Consider the following 17,256-nt stretch of genomic DNA (forward strand, 5'->3'; position numbering starts at 1 on the left):
TGACTGTTGGTGTCGTAAACCCCAACAAACCATTCAGTTTCTTTTGATATTAGTCGCCGCGTGAATACAACGGAGTGATAAATGTCTATTTCTTATGCACAAACCAGAATTGGCGGCCGATTGGCGAGTTGCACGATATTCCGCGCCACGCTGAGCCAAAGATGCCGCCAGATTCAGCGTGATTACTGCATCCAACCCAATACAATCCACCACACGTAATCGAGTGGCATCAATACCATGATGGTGATCGCCGCCAAAGGCAGGGTCACTTTCACCAGTTTGGACAAGGGTTCTTGGGACAATTGCATCGCCACAATGAGTGGCCCCACTTGGTAGGGGAAAATGACGGTCGAAAACCCGATCACTTGTGTCATCAACACCGCAGGCACAGAAAATCCAGTGGCGTTCGCGAAATCAGCCGCCATCGGCGTCAGAACCGTTGGAACACCGGGGATGGTGGCAACCAAACCGGTTAGTGTTGAAATCAGTGACAATGCCATAAAGCTCAGAAATGGCGTATTCGGATCCGAAGGCAACATGTGGCTAAACAAAGCGCCCATTTCGGTGCCAAGCCCCGATGCATTCACCAACGCACCAAGTCCCAGCGCCGATGCCACAAACACCACAGTGCCAAAGTCGACCGAACTGTTGAACGCCTTGGGTTCAACCACGCCCCATTTGGGTAGTAATAAGATGACTGCCGTGACCAAGCCCACCCAAGCAGGGTTGACGCCATGAATGGTGTCGGTCATCCAGAACAACAGCGTGATGGCGAGCAAAATCGAGACTTTCTTTTGCATCGCTTGTGTCGACGCAAATCCATCACTTTGCGGTTCGGGAACTAAACATTTGGGATCGATCTCCGCGGGGAAAATGCGCACCACCAGCCAAACCAACACGATTGATTTCACAATCCCCAACACGGGGAAATGCAACAGCAGGTATTCGGTGTAACCAAAATGGATGTCAAACAGCGTTTCGCTCGCCCCCGCCAAAATCATGTTGGGAATATTGGCCGGAAGCACCGCAAAGCTTGGCATATTACACGCAATCGCCAGCGATGTTGCGATGCCCAAACGCCCGTGGCTGCCTTTGGTAAATCCCACCGCATCGGCCAGAGCCATACCGATCGGAATAAGCACCACGGCTCGGCCAACAGACGATGGCATCACAAACCCCAACAGCGCCGATGTGAACACCAAACCACCAATCAACCGCGGGTAACTCGCCGTCAGATGCGGTGCGATAAACGACGCTAGGCGTTTCCCCAACCCGGAGACGGAGATGGCCGAACCAATCACAAAGCCTGAAATGATCAGCCATACGGCGGTGGACCCGAACCCTGCGAACAGCAGCGTAGGTTCGATTAAGTGGAAGACCGTGGCCAGCGCGAAAAACAATAAACCGGTCAGAAATGGGGGAAACAGCCCAGTACTCCAGAACACCAAGGTCAACAGCACCACAGCCGCACTTTGAGAAAAATTGGCCGTTTGGCCCGCAAATGGATAAAACGCCAGCGCCGCCGCCAGCAGAATAGCCACTGCAATGATCACCGGTTTAGCACGCAATTGATTGGTCATAACGACTGACTCCACAGTCCAAGAAAGTTTGCATAAAACGTAAGCAGGGTTTTAAGATACCCGACATTGTGTGACGTTTTAAGGCGCTGATATGCCAAACCATATTCCTGATACGACAATGCAGTCCCCCAGCGACGTTGCCTTCACTTGTGATGCATCCCAACCGGTGCTCACGCACAGTCGCAGTATGCAGGCGGAATCAGGCATCGTGCCGCATTCACACCCGCGCGGTCAGCTATTGTGGGCCACCACTGGCATTCTTCGCGTCACCAGTGAACACGCCGTTTGGGTGGTGCCGTCTACGCACGCGGTGTGGATTCCCGGCGGCATGTTGCATCAGGTGAACAGCGAAACGGCGGCGCAAACGCGGAATATATACATCGACCCGTCGTTTGCGGTTCGCCAAAATGAAAAAGCGGTCGTCATGTTGAAAATGAGTGCGTTAATGCGAGAAATTGTGCTGACGTTGACGGAAAGCGCCAACCGGTTATCAAAAGAGCGAATTCAGCGATTGGGATTGGTGGCGTTGGATGAACTCGACGCGCTGGAACCATTGCAATTGTATATTTCGTCGGGAGAGGATCCGCGCCTGAAAAAGCTCATCCGTCACATTGTGAATCATGCAGAGCAAAACGAGTCGCTGGCGGATTTGTCTCGCCAAGTTGGCGCAAGCGTTCGCACGATTGAACGTCTGTTTAAGGCAGAAACCGGACTCACCTATCGTCAGTGGCGCAGCCGATTCAGGTTGATGAGTTCGCTCGAACATATTGTCAATGGTGCCAATACCACCACAGTCGCACATCAACTGGGGTATCAAAGCGTGAGCAGTTTTATCTCGGCGTTCAAAGCGTTGTTTGGTTGCACGCCGCAGGAATACGCCAAACAGCGTTAACGCGATGGCACATTTTCCGCCTCAAAAACCAAACGCGCCAATGCAAAAAGCGAACAGGAATGCAAAAAAGCGAGCAGGAATGCTGCTCGCTTGTGTTTCACTTCATTTGCCTATTGGGCTTATTTCGCTGATAGCGATGCCATATCAATCACGAAACGGTGCGCTAAGTCACCGGATTCCAACTGTTTGAACGCATCGTTAATTTGATCCATGCGGATCATTTCACATTCTGGGTAGACATCATGCTCTGCACAGAACTCCAGCAGCTCTTGTGTTTCAGCAATCCCACCAATCAATGAGCCAGCAATGCGGCGACGACCAAAGATCAGCGGTGTAGTCATCGGTTCAGCCAATGGGCCGACTTGACCCACGATGACCAGTGAGCCATCTAGATCGAGTAACGGCGTATAGATGTTCACGTCGTGTTTGGTTGGAATGGTATCGATAATCAGATCAAATGATGATGCGGCTTTCGCCATCGCATCGCTGTCGCTTGATGCCAGCAGTGATTTTGCGCCTAGCGCTTTTGCTTGCGCTTCTTTGCTGTTACTGCGGCTAATTGCAGTCACGTCTGCACCCATCGCGACCGCCAGTTTCACGGCCATGTGACCAAGGCCACCGAGACCAATCACGCCCACGCGCGTGCCCGGTTGAACATCCCATGTGCGTAGTGGAGAATATGTCGTAATGCCCGCACAAAGAATGGGCGCAGTTCGCGCAATGTCTAGTTTTGCTGGAATACGCAAAACAAACTCTTCGCGAACAACAATGTGTTTTGAATAACCACCTTGGGTGGTTTCACCGGTATGGCGATCCGGGCTGCCATACGTTGGTGTCATCCCATTACGGCAGTATTGTTCTTCGCCATGGTGGCAGTGATCACACTCTTGGCAGCTATCAACCATACAGCCGACCGCTACGCGATCGCCCACTTGATAGGTCAAAACATCCTGACCCACCGCAGTCACAATACCCACGATTTCATGACCTGGAACCAATGGATAAGGTTGCGGGCCCCAGTCGCCGTTTACAGTGTGTAAATCGGAGTGACAAACACCGCAATGGGTAATTTCAATAGCGACATCGTTACTTCTGAGATCTCGACGTTCAAAATGATAAGGGGTAAGTTCTGCCTTTTCTGCATGCGCAGCGTAGCCAACGGTCTTCATAACACAATGTCCTTAACGTTTACTATCGATGGAAAATGGAACGGCATGCGAAGCATGCCGTTTACTACCGTGTATTAATGTACCGTTCAAAGCGCGGCGTTGCTTGCCCAATCGTCCATCATTCTTGCCCGATTTTCATGCGATCCAAGAAATGAGAGCATTTCACCACCAGGTGAAACCAGCCGCCTGCACATTATTGCAAGTAAGCCCCACCACACACCGGATTGTATGTGCCAGTAATGTGAGAACTTTCTTCACTCACGAGGTAGCGAACCGTATTGGCCACATCCTCTGGCTTGGCGATGCGCTGCGTGGGCGTAAACGCACGGATCATCTCTTTGAATTCTGCGGGTGCATCTTTGGTTGCATCGGTTTCCACCATGCCCGGCGCCACGATGTTCGATGTGATGCCAAACGGGCCTAGTTCCTGCGCGAGGTACTTGTTAAAGCTGTCTAGAGCCCCTTTGGCGGTGCCATGTGCAATAAACAGCGGCGCTGGCGCTTCAGATAACGTACTCGAAATGAATACCAAGCGACCATAGCCTTTGTCTTTCATAACTTTCGCTGCCCATTGCGCGGTTTGATACGCAGCATGCATTTCGTCATTTAACTTTTGCGAAAATTCTTGCCAGCTTTGTTCGATAAATGGCTTTGAGGTAAAACTCATATTGGCGTTCGACACCAGCACATCCACACCGCCGAACTCCTGAACCAACGCAAACATCGCTTCAATTTGGCGGTCATCACGAACATCTGCTTTTATCGTGTGCGCTTCGCCGCCCTCAGCGCGAATTTCCTCTGCCAACGCATCGGCCACAGCCGTGCTGTTAACGTAGTTGATGAACACACGAAATCCATCTTTCGCTAACACTTTAGCCGTCGCTGCGCCAATGCCACGCGCGCCACCGGTAATCAATGCATTACGTTTTGTCATTGCCATTCCTCTTTACAACGATTGATTTTGTTTGGCGATACCCCTATCGATGTATCTGCACGGGTATCGGTTCGTATTTCTATCTGCCTGGATGGATATTTGTATCTCTGGCCAGTTAGTGGTTGAGCTGCCTTAATTGGCGCACAACCTGAGCAAGGTGCTGTTTCGTGCGCTCTAATTCAGCCTCTTCAATGCCCTGCTGCGCATCGGCAAGTACCGTGGCAGCAATCTCAGAACAGCGTTCAACCACAGCCAATGACTGTTGGGTTAAGCTGACGAACTTACTTCGACTGTCCGAGGGAGAACGTTGGCGCTCGATCCATCCGCGCTTCTCTAATCCATCAATAGACCGGCTGACGCTGGATTTTTCCAGATACAACAACTCACTGATTTGGCTCTGCGTCATCGGCTCACTGTTTTTTGACTCGTGGTTTTTTAAAACCAAGATGACGCCCCATTGCTCGGCAGTCATATCGATGCTGGCCTGCTTAAAGCGCTGCGTCAGTAACCGGTTAAACAAGCGGCTGGCTAACCCTGTCAGATGACCGAGTGATTGCTGATGGCGGTGTTGAGTCATGTGCTCTCCACATTCGATAATTGATTTAGTTGTATACACAACTATCATTCGATCTGTCAAATGCTCTTGCATCATTCTGTGGGCTGCCAGCGCGCCATTTCCCTCGCTGATTGGCTACACTGAACGATCTAGCGTACAATGCTTCCCATTTCGTATTCACGTCTAATTGCTGGTGACATTTACTGGTACATTAGACCCAAAATAAGACTTATTTTTCAAATGGTTAACAACAATATCCAATGGTTTCCTGGCCACATGCACAAAGCGCGCAAGGAGATCGAAGAAGCGATTCCTCAGGTCGATGTGATCATCGAAGTACTTGATGCGCGCATTCCTTTCAGCAGCGAAAACCCCATGATTTCACAACTACGTGGCGAAAAACCCGTGGTGAAAGTGCTGAACAAACGCGACCTCGCCGATCCGGAACTGACCGAACTTTGGATTGAACACCTAGAAAAAGAAAAAGGTGTGAAAGCGATGGCGATCACCACGTCCAATGCTCAGGAAGTGCATAAGATCCTCGACTTGTGCCGTAAATTGGCACCGCATCGCGAAGAGATTGGCAAAAATATTCGCACGATGATCATGGGCATTCCAAACGTGGGTAAATCGACCATCATCAACACGTTAGCGGGTCGTGTGATTGCCCAAACCGGCAACCAACCTGCGGTCACTCGTCGTCAACAACGCATCAACCTGCAAAACGGCATCGTGCTGTCTGACACACCGGGAATTCTGTGGCCAAAAGTTGAAAACCCACACAGTGGTTTTCGTTTAGCGGCAACAGGCGCGGTCAAAGATACGGCCATGGAATACGATGAAGTGGCGTTCTACACCGTGGAATATTTGGCGGCGCACTACCCTGAGAAACTCAAAGAACGCTACCAAATTGACGAGTCACCAGAATCTGATGTGGAATGGATGGAAGCCATCGGCCGCAAACGTGGCGCATTGCGTGCTGGCGCGCGTGTTGACCTGCACAAAGCATCTGAAATTCTGCTGCACGAACTTCGCCAAGGCATCATCGGTCAAATCACGCTGGAACTTCCTGAGATGATTACACAAGAGCTGATCGAAGTTGAAATCGAAGAAGCACGTAAAGCCGAAGAGAAAGCGAAAATTAAAGAAGAACGTCGTAAGCGCTACTTGCGTAACAAGCGTTAATCACGCAGCTTTATGTGCCCCTCATCGAGCGGTACATCATGGGTTGAAAAAAGGGCGATGTGAAATCGCCCTTTTTGTTTGCTGTCGCCCTTTTTGTTTGCTGTCGCCCTATTTGTTTGCTATCGCTCAGTTTGATTCCTAAAGCTCAATCTTGTTGCAGGCATTCAACCCTGTTGATGCTCAGCAGGACGATTTTTCTATGCCCGCCAGTTGCAGCAAAATGTCTTCCAGCTGTTGCCACGGCATAGGCTGTGAATCAATCACTTCAATGCGGGATTCAAAACCATCTAAGCTCATTTCGTTCACCGACACCACGCGATTGGCGACGTTAAACGCATAACACCCACGCTCGGTGTTGACGACCGCTTTGATGCGCTCTGCCGTCAGATCACTGAACAGTGAAAACAGATCGTCAAATGGGAATTGGTATTCCGCGCCAAACAACCATCCACAACTGAAATAGCCTTGACCTTTGTTCTCACGACGTAGGTACGCTTGTTGTGGCGCCAATTGGAATTGCGGTTCCAATGCGGCATGGTGATGATGGTGCGATTCTACATGGCTCGATGCACCGTTTTCCAATCGCTCAATGTCGAGCACTTCTAAAGGCAGTTGTCCTTGCGTCACCAATTGATGGAACACTTTGGCGGGTGTTTGATCGGTGACCCAGTCGTTAAAAGCATCGATATCGTCGGCGTTGCAGGCATCGACCTTGTTGCCAATGACAACATCCGCACAGCCGAGTTGGTCGTTGAAATTCTGATTCGAGGTGTATTTTTCATCACGCAAATTGCGTGGGTCCACCAACACAATCGTTGCTTTTAAATCCACATGGTCTTGATATTGCGCCGAGGTCAACGTCGCCACAACTTGTTTCGGGTGGCCAAGCCCGGTCGGTTCGATGATGAGACGATCCGGCTTTTGACGCAACAATGCGTTGATGCCCACCGACATTGGCACGCCCGCCGTACAGCACATGCAGCCGCCCGGCACTTCTTTGATCAATGCCCCTTGGTCAGACATCATGGCGCCATCAATGCCGATTTCGCCAAATTCATTGACCAATACCGCCCAGTTTTCATGCGACGGTTTATTCTTGAGCAGGTTGAGAATCGTTGTCGTTTTCCCCACACCGAGGAAACCCGTAATGATATTGGTAGGAACTTTTGTTGTCATTGGTCACTCCTTTTCACGGAGTATACCGAGGAAGATGTATCAGAGTACACCCTGGAAATGCGGAGACGTCAAAACAACAAAAGGCGCACTACAATGAGCGCGCCTCGATCCTCGTCACTCAATCGTGAGTCTGCGAGTCGGGATGTCTATAGATGCAAGCCGACCATGTACGAGGTTATTTGATTTGAATTATTTTTGATTCCATCCAAATTGTAGGTAAGGCATTCATATCCTCCATAAGAAATGTTCAAATCTGCCTTACCACTTAACTATGGTTCATTTCGCTCAGAAAACAAGTTTTCATAGCAACTTTTTAATGCAAATCACGAATTAGTCAGAACATTCAATAAATCAATCATATGTGAAATTCAATATTGCAACTTTGTCGCTATAGTTGGATGATGTGGCGCGTATAATTCTAGGCCATCCCCCCTATATCATCCCATATCGAATCCTGAGGCCCTTTTTACATGACCAAGAGAGAGAAATTTAAACACAGTTTACTCGCCAAAGTACCCAAAGACGCCATCAATCAATTTCTCTCTAAAGACAAAACCCCCATCTCAGTCCTCTTCATGGCTTTGATCGTCGGTATTCTGTCCGGTCTGGTTGGCACCTACTTTGAACACGCCGTACATTTGGTCTCAGAAACACGTACTGAATGGCTGAAAAGCGAAATTGGCAATATGTTGCCCTTGTGGCTCGCTGCATTTTTGATCAGTGCCGCGCTTGCTTTCATTGGTTATTTTTTGGTTCACCGTTTCGCGCCAGAAGCTGCCGGCTCCGGGATCCCGGAGATTGAAGGGGCAATGGATGGCATGCGTCCCGTGCGTTGGTGGCGTGTACTGCCGGTCAAATTCTTTGGTGGGATGGGCGCGCTGGGTTCTGGTATGGTACTTGGCCGTGAAGGGCCAACCGTGCAAATGGGCGGCGCCATCGGTCGCATGGTGACCGACATCTTCCGCATTAAGAACGAGGATACTCGTCACTCATTGCTTGCTTCTGGTGCAGCAGGTGGTCTATCGGCGGCTTTTAACGCCCCGCTGGCTGGCATCATGTTTGTGATTGAAGAGATGCGCCCCCAGTTTCGTTATTCCCTGATTTCCGTGCGCGCCGTCATTATCTCTTCTGTTGCCGCAAACATTGTGTTTCGCTTGGTCAACAGCCAAGATGCTGTGATTTCAATGCCGCAATATCAAGCGCCCAGTTTGCCTACGTTAGCGCTGTTTTTGTTGCTTGGCGTGTTGTTTGGCATCTTTGGCGTGCTGTTCAACAGCATGATCACGCGCGCGCAAGACATCTTTGTGAAAATTCACCGCAACGACCGTAAACGTTACTTGATTACTGGTTCGCTGCTGGGCGGCTGTTTTGGCCTGACGCTGCTTTACATTCCTGAGCTGACTGGCGGTGGTATCTCATTGATTCCAACCATCACCAATGGGGGCTACAGCGCAAACATTCTATTATTGCTGTTTGTCGGCCGTGTCCTCACCACCCTGCTCTGTTTTGGTTCTGGTGCGCCGGGCGGCATCTTTGCGCCCATGTTGGCACTTGGTACCCTGTTTGGCTATGCGTTTGGTTTGATTGCCAAAAGCTTGTTGCCAGAATTGGACATCGAACCGGGCATGTTCGCTATCGCGGGTATGGGTGCCCTATTCGCCGCAACCGTTCGCGCCCCAATTACCGGTATTCTGCTGGTGATTGAGATGACCAACAACTACTACCTGATCCTACCGTTGATCATTACCAGCTTGGGTGCCGTGATTTTTGCGCAGATGTTTGGTGGCCAGCCAATTTACAGTCAGTTGTTGCATCGAACACTGAAAAACGAAAAACTTCGACAGCAAGATTTGCCCCAGCAGGAATAACTTTGTTCACTATTTTGTGACTGTAACGCACCGAATTGTTGAACAAAATTATCGAAATCTTGTTAGAATCGCCGCGGACTTAAGATTGAGTCCGCGGCGATTGTTTTTTCGACATTTAGAACCTTTTCGCCGCTGATAGACATCATTAAAAAGGAGTTTGATGTTGAACTGGAAAAGGCTGATTCAGGTACAAAATGTTCCTCCGTCGCAAGCTGCGCTGGCGCTCGGTGTCATTGGTCTGGGCCAAGCGTGGGCGCTCTATTTGCCGCAAGTCGGCCTTGTTTTGCGTCCTTACATGGTCATCGCCGGTGCCATTCTTCTTCTGCCTGTTCTCGCCCGTTATCTCACCAGTTATTCAACGTTCATCAACGACATTCGTCATCCGCTTTCGGGTAGCCTGATGGCACCGATGAGCATGGCACTCTTGATCCTGTGTGACTATTTGGCCGTCATCTCCCCGACTATCGCTTACCCCATCTGGGCGATTGCGCTGCTGCTGCACTTCACCATGATGATGCTGTTTTTCAGCTTTCAGTTACTCGATTTTAAAATGTCGAACATAGTACCCAGTTGGTTTCTCTATCCGGTCGGACTGATCAGCAGTTCGTTGGCGGGCACCCAGTTTGGTCACACCGTGTTTTCAGAAACCTTGGTAACCGTATGCATCGGCATTTACTTTTTTATGTTACCGCTGGTGCTGTATCGTTTGGTGTTTGAAGGCATGTTACCTCGGCGTGCTCGACCGACCTTGGCCATCATGGCCGCCCCCATCAACCTCACCCTTGCCAGCTACCTGGTGAACTTCCCCAACCCCGACCCGATTCTAACGGGCGCATTGGCAGGCATTGCCATCACCATGACCTTGCTCATCTACCTCTGCTACATCCGTCTGCTGAGACTCAAGTTTCAACCGTCCATCGCCGCGGTCACTTTTCCATCCGTGATCAGCGCCATTGCCATGCATCGATTGACCAGCTTTTTCCACGATCAGTTTCCTCACTGGCATTGGCTGCATCACTTTGGCTTATTCGAATTAAGCGTTGCAACAGGATTGGTTATTTGGGTTTCGTATGGTTACGTTAAAATGTACTGGCCAGAGATATTCCCAAAAGCGCAATAATAATTCTTCGTTAGATTTATTTACTATTAAAAATCAATAGAAATAAATGTCTCAGTCTCGCCGAGCGTAATGTTTATGGAAAAATAGCAAATCCAATATAACTCAATTTGTCGTTGCTCCCAAAACAATCAATTTTGGCAGGTGAAATTTAATTTAAACGCATCAATATATCCTTTGTCAGCTGGCATTAATGTTTAATTAGAAGGATATTTTCACCATGAAATCTGATGCCAAAAATAATCGGTTACCTGACTCGATTCAGGACCGTTTGAATTTCTTCGTTCGCGATTTAATTGAAAGCAATCAAAACGGTAAACATCTGGTATTAGGAAAACGCCCCTCCCAAGGTGATATTGTTTTACAAAGTAACGATTACCTCAGCCTTGCCAACCATCCATTGATCAAGGCGCGTTTAAAACAGGCTATTGATACCACGCACGACAGTGTGTTTATGTCGGCTATTTTCTTACAAGATGATGAAACCAAACCTAGCCTAGAGCACCAACTGGCTGAGTTTGTCAATTTCGACTCGTGTCTGTTGTCTCAGTCGGGTTGGAATGCCAATACGTCGCTACTGCAGACCGTCTGCGCACCGGGCAGCAATGTCTATATCGACTTCTTTGCGCACATGTCGATGTGGGAAGGTGCGCGTTATGCCAATGCGAACATTCATCCGTTCATGCATAACAATTGTGACCATCTGCGCAAACAGATCCAACGTCATGGCCCTGGGCTCATTGTGGTCGATTCCATCTACAGCACCATTGGTACGCTTGCGCCGCTGACTGAATTGGTTCATATCGCCAAAGAGACTCAGTGCGCCATATTGGTCGATGAATCGCATTCACTCGGTACCCATGGCGATAACGGCGCTGGCTTACTGGCGGAATTGGGGCTCTCCGATCAGGTCGATTTTATGACCGCGAGTTTGGCAAAAACATTTGCATATCGTGCGGGGGTTATTTGGGCAAATAACAACGCGAATCAATGTATTCCTTTTGTGGGCTATCCGGCGATATTCAGCTCGACGATATTACCGTATGAAATAGCCGCATTAGAAGCCACATTAGAGGTCATTAAATCGGCCAACGATCGTCGCAAGAGTTTATTTCACAATGCACAACTATTATCACAAGGATTAAATAAAATTGGTATTCACATTCGTAGCCAATCCCAAATTATCGCATTAGAAACAGGCGATGAAAAAAATACAGAAAAAGTCCGTGATTATTTAGAAGACAATGGCGTTTTCGGCGCCGTATTTTGTCGACCGGCCACCTCGAAAACGAAAAATATTATTCGCTTGTCGTTAACCAGTGCCGTCACGGAACAACAGATCGACCGCATTTTGTCGGTGTGTCACAGCGCGGTAAAACGGGGGGATATGATCTTTAAATAAATTGGCCCATCCAATGCTGAGGAGACTTTTCGCATCGGCGGCGTTTTGAATCGACAGGATTTCGAATCAACCCACAACATGACTGTCTTTCAAATGGTCTCTCTGCAACGGATGCCCATCTCTAGCTCTGAGCTTCGGCTCAGAGCTAGATCCAATTGGCCAGTTTGCCCAGCAGCTTGTCTTTATCGGCCGGTTTAACGATGTAATCGTTCATGCCAGATTGGTGAATTTTCTCAATTGTCAGCGGGCTGTTATCCCCGGTATGGCCAACAATCGGAATGTGGCAGTACGGCTTATTGGAATCCCGAATCACGCGCGTCGCTTCAATGCCATCAATGATCGGCATTTCAATGTCCATCAAAATCAGGTCGAACTCGTTGTGCTCCATTGCATCCAACGCTTGTTGACCATCATTGGCCTGCACCACTTCATAGCCCTGCTTTTCAAGCAGCAACGCCGTGAATGTGCGCAGTGATTGGTTGTCATCTACCACCAGAATACGGCGTTCATATTTCGGTTGTTTGATCGGCACAACATTGTGATCCGGTGCAACGTCATCCACCTCAAACAGCAGTTGATCGAGTTCTTTGTCGGTATCGAGCAGCAGTTGACGAATTTCTAAAGGTACGATCCGCAAATGGCGCTCAATATTGATGGGGTATGCGCGTTGCTTGTCGTAAAGGTAAACAATTTTGGCTTCGGTAAAATGCAGCTTGGTTTCCAGCTCGACCAATGACTGCCACTGATCGCCGATCTGCTCTAAATCCAGCAGAATAATGTCGTATTCAAACTCGTACTCTTCACGCGTTAACGCCTCGCTCAGCGTTGCGTGATGTAGGCGAAATCCTTGGTAGAACGCTTTCTCGCTCAGATGTCGGCTCATCAGCCCTTGCGTACCAACATACAACACCGATTTATTTTTCATTAAATCCAGTTTGATGTGTGAGACGCGTTCAGAGTGATATTGAGGAAAACTTAACGTGAACTCCGTCCATTCCCCCAGCACGGAGGCACAACGGATGTTGCCACCGAACGACTTCATCACCTTGCGACAAAACGGCAAACCCAAACCGTAACTGCCATTTTTACCAAAGGTATAGAAGTCCTTAAAGATGTCATCCAAGCGGTCTGGGGCGATGCCCACGCCGTTATCTCGCACGATGATGAGGTTTTCTTGGCCCGAGTGATGAGCGTCACTTCGATATGAAAATGTTCACTGTTCTGATAGTAAAAGGCATTTTTCAATAAGTTGTAGAGGGCAAATTTCAGCAGGGTTTCACTGCCGAAATAATCAAAATCGTTGATGGCGTTGAGTGTGACGGCCTGACGATCTAACGCGCGCTTGTACGAGAAGGAATGCAGGGCATGGTCAACCACCTCTTTGGCCGACAAACGCTTGAATGTTGAGGTCGAGACGCGGTTTTCATCGATAGATGTCAGTAACAGGTCGATGGTTTCGTTCCCGGTGTGGATCACTTCGTCAGCGTTGCCCAAAATTTCATGCAGCAAAGTCAGATCCTGTCCGTCGATGTATGCACCTTGGGTTGGATTGACCGGCTGCGCGGGCAAAATCGAACGCAGCACATCAACCGACGATTTCAACGCACTGAGCGGGTTACGCATTTCATGTGCAATCCCGGCGCCAAAGGATTTCGCGATCGACACCTTCGATTCATGCGAGCTTTGGTTTCTGAAATAGAACAGATTACCGAACACGTATGTGAACAGAAAAATCGGCACATAAGGCCACAAAATGACATGCTGTGGTTCGTAATGTTGCAGCCAATACACGGCGCCATACGCCGCCGCGACGGATAACGCAGCTTGCGCCAGCATCACTTTGGTCTCATGAACCAGCAGAATATGTAGGAAGATGGACGCCATGAATGACATCGCCCACACCGTGGACCAATCGTTCATCAACATCATATAGGCAAAGAAGAACGGCAAACAGAAGCCGATCATAAACAGGTAATAGTAAGGTAAGTAGCGCTGCCACAACTTCGGCACTGCGTTTCGAAACACAATGCCGCCAAACAGGCACGAACAGAAACCGCGCAGCAGCAGCGATTCATAGGGCTGAGGGAACACATGCGCCCACACATAGTAGTAAAACGGAAAACCAATAAACCCCATCCACCCCACTAACGTGAGGTTCGGTTCAGCATATTGGTATATTTTCTTTACGACTTCCATGTGCTCTTACCAAACTCGACTCTAATAATTATTCGTATAATTGCATAGTATGATGCAAAACGTATGACGGTAAGTGACTTTTTTCATGCTTTCTCATAAACAAGTAGCACAAAGCAAACCACATGCCTACTACAACCAGTTAGGCCACCAATTTGATCGAACTGCCACGACCGCTGGTTTCCACGTCCAACCTGAGTGCAATTTGTTCTTTCAACTCAGTCACATGCGAGATAATGCCAATCGTTCGGCCGCCCTGTTGCAGATCAACCAACGTTTGAATCGCCAGATCGAGTGACTCCGGATCCAAGCTCCCAAAGCCTTCATCAATAAACAGCGTGTCGAGGCGAATACCCCCGCTGTACGACTGCACCACGTCCGACAGCCCCAAAGCAAGCGACAACGCAGCCATGAATGATTCACCGCCCGATAGCGTTGCCACATCGCGCCACTTTCCGGTGTAACCATCTTCAACCATCAAATCGAGGCCAGACCCTGCATTCCCTTTTGCGCGCTCTTCCTTACGTTTAAGCAAATAGCGGCCTTTACTCATTCGCTGCAAACGTTGAGAGGCTTGAATCAACACGTCATCAAGCAAGACGCCGAGTACAAAACGGTGCAAACTCACTTTCGCGCCGGTGCGACCATTGGCAATGTCACTTAACGTGCCGTAGACCTGATACGCTTTATCCAGTTCTGCATTTTTCGCGTACAACTGCGCCAGCTTCTGCTCGACCTGATTGAGGCTGTCCATGCGAGAAAGATGCACTTTCAACGCGTTAAACGCGCTATTCACCGCATCCTGTTGCGCAGTAAGCGACGCTTCCAATTGCGCCATTTGTGGTGGCGTTTGGTCTGCCAGTGCCTGTGTCAGGCTGTCCAATTTGCCTTTCAACGTGGCCAAGCTTTCATCGTAACGGCGCACTTGTTCATCCAACGCCGCCAATGCGGCTTCATCCAACCTTGCGGCCAGATACGCTTCAGGATCGGCAAACGCCGTTGCACTGAGCGCCTGTTGCCATTGCTGTTGCGTGCGTTGCTGCTCTTTATCCCACGCTTGGTGCTGCTCGTTTGCGCTGCTCAACGCCGCCAGCGCCGACGCACGTTGGTTCTGCGCTGTATTGAGCGCCGCGCGAGTTTGCTGCTCCGCTTCCACCAACGCTTTGACTTGTTTTTGAACCTGGCTGTATCGCTGGCGCACTTCGTCCACGGTCTTGAAATCGGATGTAATGTCGCGTTGCAGATCATCCACACGCGTTTGCGCTTCCGTCATCGCTTTCTCTGCTGTTTGACGTGCGGCATGGTGCGAATCCAAGGTGAGCTTCGCAGCGGCAAGGTTTGCTTCCAATTGCAGCAATTGCTGTTCAATCTGCGCAGGATTGATCGCGGACAAACGCGCGATTTCATCCGTCAATAGTTGTTGCTGATGCTGCAGTTCCGCCAGTTCCGCAATCGACTTTTCTTGCAGCGTGGTTTCTAACTGCGTCACATCTTGTTTGAGATGATGGTGCTCTGCGGCCATGGCCTCGTGCTGCTTCAACGCTTGCGTTTCCGCATTTGCAGCCACTTGTTGACGCTCACGCGCCTGTTGAACCTGTTCTTTTGTGACAACGTCACCAGAAAACTGTGCCAGATTCGGATGTGAATGACTGCCGCATACCGGACAAGCATCGCCATCCTGAAGAATTTTTGCGAGTTCCGCCGCTTGATTGGTGTGCCACACGTATTCGCACTGATCCGCTTGTTGTTTGGCCAAGCGCGTCTGCTCCGTCGCCTCACGATACGCCGTTTCAGCGCGCGCCAACAGTTTGGCTTTCTCGCCCAGTTGTTGAATAAGCTGGTTCAGGCGTGTGCGTCGTTCAATATGGTCATTGACCAGATTCAAACTGGCGCGCTTGCTGTCGAGTGACGCAAACTGCAGTTGCGCCGCTTCTTTCTCGCTACGCTTCGTCACAATCTGCGCTTCAAGCGATTTCAGCGCTTGCTCCGCCTGTTGAAACGCTTGTTGAATCCCGGTTAACGTTGACGATGCCTGACTCAACTCTTTCTGCCACTTATCCAGCTCGGCAAACTTTTTGCCTGTGATTTCAAGTTGATGAAGCTGCGTATTGAGCGAATCCACTTGCTCGGCATTTTTCAGCGCAGCCTGATAAGCCGCGTCCGCGTTCGCAACCTGTGTTTCCGCCAGAGCAACAGCGTTGGTTTTCTCCACAACAGCGGTTTGCGCCAACGTAAACAGCTTTTCAGCACTGCGCAGTTCGTTAAACGGCGAATCGAGACGCGCCGCCTGCAGCGCCTGCTGTTTGCGAGCGCGAATCGCATCCATCTCACTTTGCTTTGCTAATTCAGCGTGCAACGTGGTATCGAGCGTCGCTTTCTGGCTGAATTTTTGTTGCAGATCTAATGCGGCCGTGTGTTGCTGCTTTAATGCGTCCAGTGCTTTTTGCGCCGTTTGATACGCCTCATCCGCCGCTTTCAGCACAGGGGCCAGCTTCGTCTTTTCTTCTTGCAGCGCTTCTTCCGAGCTGACCGAGACTACATCTAGCGCGCCTTTGATCTGATTATCAAATTCGTCTTTTTCTTTGCGAATGCCCGCCGCACGCTCAAACAAGGTGCGTTCAATTTGCGTATAAATGTGCGTTTGGAAAAGCTGACCAAAGATCTGCTCACGCTCTTTTGAATTCGCAATCAACAGTTCACGGAATTTGCCTTGCGGAATCACCATCACTTGGCGGAACTGTTTCACGTCCAAACCAATCAGATCCACCATGGCTTTCGCGACCGGATTGGGGCGATTCGCAATCAGCTTTTCTTCCCCATCCACCCACTCACACAATGTCGCGCTGTGGGCTTTTTTGGTGGTGCCTTCTCCGCGTTTTTTCGGCACGTCTTGATCCGGGCTACGAGTCACGTTAAACACACGCCCGCCCAGTTCAAAGCTAAATTGAATTTCGGTGATCACCCCTTCGTCGGCGTAGTCACAACGCATTTGGTCGCCCGTACGTTCGCTGCCAGTCGTCTCGCCATACAAAGCGTAACAAATAGCGTCGAGAATCGAGCTTTTACCAGCGCCCGTTGGGCCATTGATCAAAAACAGCGGCGCGTGCCCCAGTTGGGTAAAGTCGACCACTTCTTGCGACGCAAACGGGCCGAATCCTTGCAAAGTCAGTTTAATCGGGCGCAT

At 49.8% G+C, this 17,256-nt stretch carries 11 protein-coding genes and 1 pseudogene; 5 read left to right on the plus strand and 7 right to left on the minus strand.

The genetic code is table 11. The features are described from left to right. Positions 1–182: 182 nt before the first annotated feature. Positions 183–1,580: an SLC13 family permease gene (locus ACS18Q_RS18690; protein ID WP_154179875.1), complete on the minus strand. Its 1,398-nt coding sequence runs from the start codon at positions 1,578–1,580 to the stop codon at positions 183–185. 91 nt (positions 1,581–1,671) lie between these two features. Here ACS18Q_RS18690 and ACS18Q_RS18695 point away from each other — a divergent pair, with 91 nt between their 5' ends. Next, the gene (locus ACS18Q_RS18695; RefSeq protein WP_014257346.1) at positions 1,672–2,472 is read left to right on the plus strand and encodes an AraC family transcriptional regulator; all 801 of its coding nucleotides are present in this window, start codon (positions 1,672–1,674) and stop codon (positions 2,470–2,472) included. 119 nt (positions 2,473–2,591) lie between these two features. Here ACS18Q_RS18695 and ACS18Q_RS18700 read toward each other — a convergent pair whose 3' ends face one another. The 3 genes from ACS18Q_RS18700 to ACS18Q_RS18710 form a co-directional block, all read right to left on the minus strand. Further along, the gene (locus tag ACS18Q_RS18700) at positions 2,592–3,641 is read right to left on the minus strand and encodes an NAD(P)-dependent alcohol dehydrogenase (protein ID WP_441258198.1); all 1,050 of its coding nucleotides are present in this window, start codon (positions 3,639–3,641) and stop codon (positions 2,592–2,594) included. 193 nt (positions 3,642–3,834) lie between these two features. Further along, positions 3,835–4,575 carry an SDR family NAD(P)-dependent oxidoreductase gene (locus ACS18Q_RS18705; protein WP_441258199.1) on the minus strand — a complete coding sequence of 247 codons (741 nt, stop codon included), beginning with the start codon at positions 4,573–4,575 and terminating at the stop codon, positions 3,835–3,837. Between the two features lie 115 nt (positions 4,576–4,690). Further along, on the minus strand, positions 4,691–5,152 hold the full coding sequence (locus tag ACS18Q_RS18710; RefSeq protein WP_154179872.1) for a MarR family winged helix-turn-helix transcriptional regulator: 462 nt from the start codon (positions 5,150–5,152) through the stop codon (positions 4,691–4,693). Positions 5,153–5,371: 219 nt separating this feature from the next. On the opposite strand from ACS18Q_RS18710, the gene ylqF reads away from it, so the two are divergent. Further along, a complete protein-coding gene (ylqF, locus tag ACS18Q_RS18715) occupies positions 5,372–6,316 on the plus strand; it encodes a ribosome biogenesis GTPase YlqF (RefSeq protein ID WP_038152161.1) in 945 nt (314 codons plus the stop codon). A gap of 180 nt (positions 6,317–6,496) precedes the next feature. On the opposite strand, the gene ACS18Q_RS18720 is transcribed toward ylqF, so the two are convergent. Next, positions 6,497–7,492: a CobW family GTP-binding protein gene (locus tag ACS18Q_RS18720; RefSeq protein WP_441257653.1), complete on the minus strand. Its 996-nt coding sequence runs from the start codon at positions 7,490–7,492 to the stop codon at positions 6,497–6,499. A gap of 470 nt (positions 7,493–7,962) precedes the next feature. On the opposite strand from ACS18Q_RS18720, the gene clcA reads away from it, so the two are divergent. The 3 genes from clcA (at position 7,963) to cqsA (ending at position 11,879) form a co-directional block, all read left to right on the plus strand. Beyond that, positions 7,963–9,360 (plus strand): H(+)/Cl(-) exchange transporter ClcA, encoded by a 1,398-nt coding sequence (clcA, locus tag ACS18Q_RS18725; RefSeq protein ID WP_004728183.1) that lies wholly within the window; start codon positions 7,963–7,965, stop codon positions 9,358–9,360. 160 nt (positions 9,361–9,520) lie between these two features. Continuing rightward, entirely contained in the window at positions 9,521–10,480 is a 960-nt protein-coding gene (locus tag ACS18Q_RS18730; RefSeq protein ID WP_004728184.1) for a TDT family transporter, read from the plus strand. Positions 10,481–10,697: 217 nt separating this feature from the next. Next, positions 10,698–11,879, plus strand: coding sequence for an alpha-hydroxyketone-type quorum-sensing autoinducer synthase (gene cqsA, locus ACS18Q_RS18735; RefSeq protein WP_238810687.1), 1,182 nt, complete (start codon positions 10,698–10,700; stop codon positions 11,877–11,879). A 145-nt stretch (positions 11,880–12,024) separates the two neighbouring features. Here the strand turns inward: cqsA and ACS18Q_RS18740 are convergent. Further along, positions 12,025–14,075: pseudogene (locus tag ACS18Q_RS18740) on the minus strand (ATP-binding response regulator). Between the two features lie 139 nt (positions 14,076–14,214). Next, a complete protein-coding gene (locus tag ACS18Q_RS18745) occupies positions 14,215–17,256 on the minus strand; it encodes an AAA family ATPase (protein WP_441257654.1) in 3,042 nt (1,013 codons plus the stop codon).

The organism is Vibrio sp. Vf1514 (genome assembly GCF_052076135.1).
Taxonomy (GTDB): domain Bacteria; phylum Pseudomonadota; class Gammaproteobacteria; order Enterobacterales; family Vibrionaceae; genus Vibrio; species Vibrio furnissii.

Bases quoted from the DNA above. Each gene is read 5' to 3' on its own strand.
- ACS18Q_RS18690 (WP_154179875.1), bottom strand. From the start codon at position 1,580: ATGACCAATCAATTGCGTGCTAAACCGGTGATCATTGCAGTGGCTATT.
- ACS18Q_RS18695 (WP_014257346.1), top strand. From the start codon at position 1,672: ATGCCAAACCATATTCCTGATACGACAATGCAGTCCCCCAGCGACGTT.
- ACS18Q_RS18700 (WP_441258198.1), bottom strand. From the start codon at position 3,641: ATGAAGACCGTTGGCTACGCTGCGCATGCAGAAAAGGCAGAACTTACC.
- ACS18Q_RS18705 (WP_441258199.1), bottom strand. From the start codon at position 4,575: ATGACAAAACGTAATGCATTGATTACCGGTGGCGCGCGTGGCATTGGC.
- ACS18Q_RS18710 (WP_154179872.1), bottom strand. From the start codon at position 5,152: ATGACTCAACACCGCCATCAGCAATCACTCGGTCATCTGACAGGGTTA.
- ylqF (WP_038152161.1), top strand. From the start codon at position 5,372: ATGGTTAACAACAATATCCAATGGTTTCCTGGCCACATGCACAAAGCG.
- ACS18Q_RS18720 (WP_441257653.1), bottom strand. From the start codon at position 7,492: ATGACAACAAAAGTTCCTACCAATATCATTACGGGTTTCCTCGGTGTG.
- clcA (WP_004728183.1), top strand. From the start codon at position 7,963: ATGACCAAGAGAGAGAAATTTAAACACAGTTTACTCGCCAAAGTACCC.
- ACS18Q_RS18730 (WP_004728184.1), top strand. From the start codon at position 9,521: ATGTTGAACTGGAAAAGGCTGATTCAGGTACAAAATGTTCCTCCGTCG.
- cqsA (WP_238810687.1), top strand. From the start codon at position 10,698: ATGAAATCTGATGCCAAAAATAATCGGTTACCTGACTCGATTCAGGAC.
- ACS18Q_RS18745 (WP_441257654.1), bottom strand. From the start codon at position 17,256: ATGCGCCCGATTAAACTGACTTTGCAAGGATTCGGCCCGTTTGCGTCG.